We start from the raw sequence: 2206 nt of genomic DNA on the forward strand, positions 1-2206 counted from the left end.
AGCTCCTACAGGGTGTACGCCATCCCAATGTAGGAGCTGCCGCAGGCTGCGATCTTTTGATCTTGATTTAAGCCGTGGCAACACGCGAAGGTTTAATCGCCGTCTTGTGCCCCAGCATCACCGTCACGATCACCCCGGCCGCAAACAGCCAGGTAATCGGCTCCACATGTTCACCAAAGAACAATGCCGAAAAGGCGATGGTAAAGAAGATCTGTAGTAACTGGATCTGACTGACCCGGGCGATGCCACCCATGGCCAGCCCGGCGTACCAGGCAAAGAAACCAATGAACTGCGAAAACAGCGAAACGTAGCCAAAGGCCCACCAGGCCTTGGCCGAGACCTCGCCGTGGTGTTGCAGCGCCAGGTACAGCACCGGCCCGATCAGCAGTGGCGTCGACAACACCAATGCCCAGCAGATGACTTGCCAGCCGCCCATCTCCTTGGCCAATCGACCGCCTTCGGCATAACCCAGTCCGCCCACCGCAATCGCACCGAGCATCAGCAAATCGCCCGCCTGAATGCTGCCGGCACCGCTGATCAGCGCATAACCGAGCACCAGGGCGCTACCCAGCGCCGCGCAGGCCCAGAAGGCTTTCGACGGTCGCTCATGGGACAACCATGCCGCGTACAACGCTACGCACAGTGGTTGCAACCCGTTGACCAGCGCACCGTGGGATGCGGGCAAGGTTTGCATCGCCCAGGCCGACAACACCGGGAAGCCAAGAATCACCCCGGCGATCACCAGGCTCAAGCCCTTGATCTGTTTCCAGGTCGGCCATTTTTCCCGGCGCCACAGCAACAGGATCGCCGCCGGTACCGCCGCAAACAAGGCTCGGCCCAGGCCATTGAGCAAGGGATGAAGTTCCTGCACGACAATCCGTGTGAAGGGCAGGGTGAGGCTGAAGATCACAACGCCAAGCAGGCCCAGGGCCATGCCGGTGTTTTCGCGCGAGGACATGATGGCGACCACATTATTATCAGGTGAAGGGTTTAAGGCTCCATATAGCCATAAACCGCGCCTTGCCGCAGTTACAGCTAGACGCATAGTTATGCGTACAGTTTGAGGACGCCATCGCGGGCAAGCCACGCTCCCACAGGTCCCGTGTGTATCTTGCGGCCGATGCAGTACCTGTGGGAGCGTGGCTTGCCCGCGAAGAACGATGACGCGGTCTTTAAGTAGTAGCTGGTTATTACCCGCCCCTCCGGAATCGGACTACCTTGAATACTCCTACGCATTTCCCAGAGGAGTCCTCCCCATGGCCGCTAAAAAAATCCTGATGCTGGTCGGCGATTACGTCGAAGACTACGAAGTGATGGTGCCGTTCCAGGCGCTTTTGATGGTCGGCCATACGGTGCACGCCGTTTGCCCGGACAAAACCGCCGGGCAGACTGTTCGCACTGCGATCCACGACTTCGAAGGCGATCAGACCTACAGCGAAAAACCCGGTCACCTGTTCGCCCTCAACTTCGACTTCGCCAAGGTCAAGGCGGCGGATTATGACGCGGTGCTGATCCCAGGCGGTCGCGCCCCGGAGTACTTGCGTCTGAACGAAAAAGTCCTGGAGCTGGTGCGGGATTTCGACAAAGCGGGTAAACCCATCGCGGCGGTGTGCCACGGTGCGCAACTGTTGGCGGCTGCGGGTGTTCTTGAAGGCCGCGAGTGCAGTGCTTACCCGGCCTGTGCCCCGGAAGTGCGTTTGGCGGGTGGTACGTTTATCGATATCCCGGTGACGGACGGTCATGTTCAAGGCAATCTGGCTACGGCGCCGGCCTGGCCTGCCCATCCGAGCTGGCTCGCCGGTTTTCTCGGGTTGCTGGGCACGAAAATCACGCTGTAACGAGGTCACTGTCCATGTGCGAGCTCTATGTCAAAGCTGACCCGATTCTCTATGAATCGCGCTCCCGCTCGCTGCGTATTTGCGGGGTGGTCACCACCCTGCGCCTGGAGAACCAGTTTTGGGACATCCTCAGCGAAATCGCCGAGGTCGATGGCATGACCACCAACCAGTTGATCGCCAAGCTGTATGAAGAGGTGATGGACTATCGTGGCGAGGTGGTCAACTTCGCTTCGTTTTTGCGGGTCAGTTGTACGCGCTACCTGAGTCAGCGACGGGTGGCTTCTCCGGAACTGTCGGTGGTGCGTGCCGTGGTGAAGTAGCACAATTCTGGTTGACGCCATCGCGGGCAAGCCCGCTCCCACAGGTTC

General features: G+C 59.4%; 3 protein-coding genes. 2 read left to right on the forward strand and 1 reads right to left on the reverse strand.

Annotation, left to right across the window (positions count from 1 at the left end; translation table 11 throughout):
- Nucleotides 1–67: 67 nt before the first annotated feature.
- Nucleotides 68–958: a DMT family transporter gene (locus ACRESJ_RS28585; RefSeq protein WP_431760869.1), complete on the reverse strand. Its 891-nt coding sequence runs from the start codon at nucleotides 956–958 to the stop codon at nucleotides 68–70.
- Nucleotides 959–1256: 298 nt separating this feature from the next.
- On the opposite strand from ACRESJ_RS28585, the gene ACRESJ_RS28590 reads away from it, so the two are divergent.
- Both ACRESJ_RS28590 and ACRESJ_RS28595 read left to right on the forward strand, forming a co-directional pair.
- A complete protein-coding gene (locus tag ACRESJ_RS28590; protein WP_431760870.1) occupies nucleotides 1257–1838 on the forward strand; it encodes a DJ-1/PfpI family protein in 582 nt (193 codons plus the stop codon).
- A 14-nt stretch (nucleotides 1839–1852) separates the two neighbouring features.
- Nucleotides 1853–2158 carry a ribbon-helix-helix domain-containing protein gene (locus ACRESJ_RS28595; RefSeq protein ID WP_431760871.1) on the forward strand — a complete coding sequence of 102 codons (306 nt, stop codon included), beginning with the start codon at nucleotides 1853–1855 and terminating at the stop codon, nucleotides 2156–2158.
- Nucleotides 2159–2206 lie beyond the last annotated feature (48 nt).

The sequence above is a fragment of the Pseudomonas sp. genome (assembly GCF_050739655.1).
In the GTDB taxonomy this organism is placed as follows: Bacteria; Pseudomonadota; Gammaproteobacteria; order Pseudomonadales; family Pseudomonadaceae; genus Aquipseudomonas.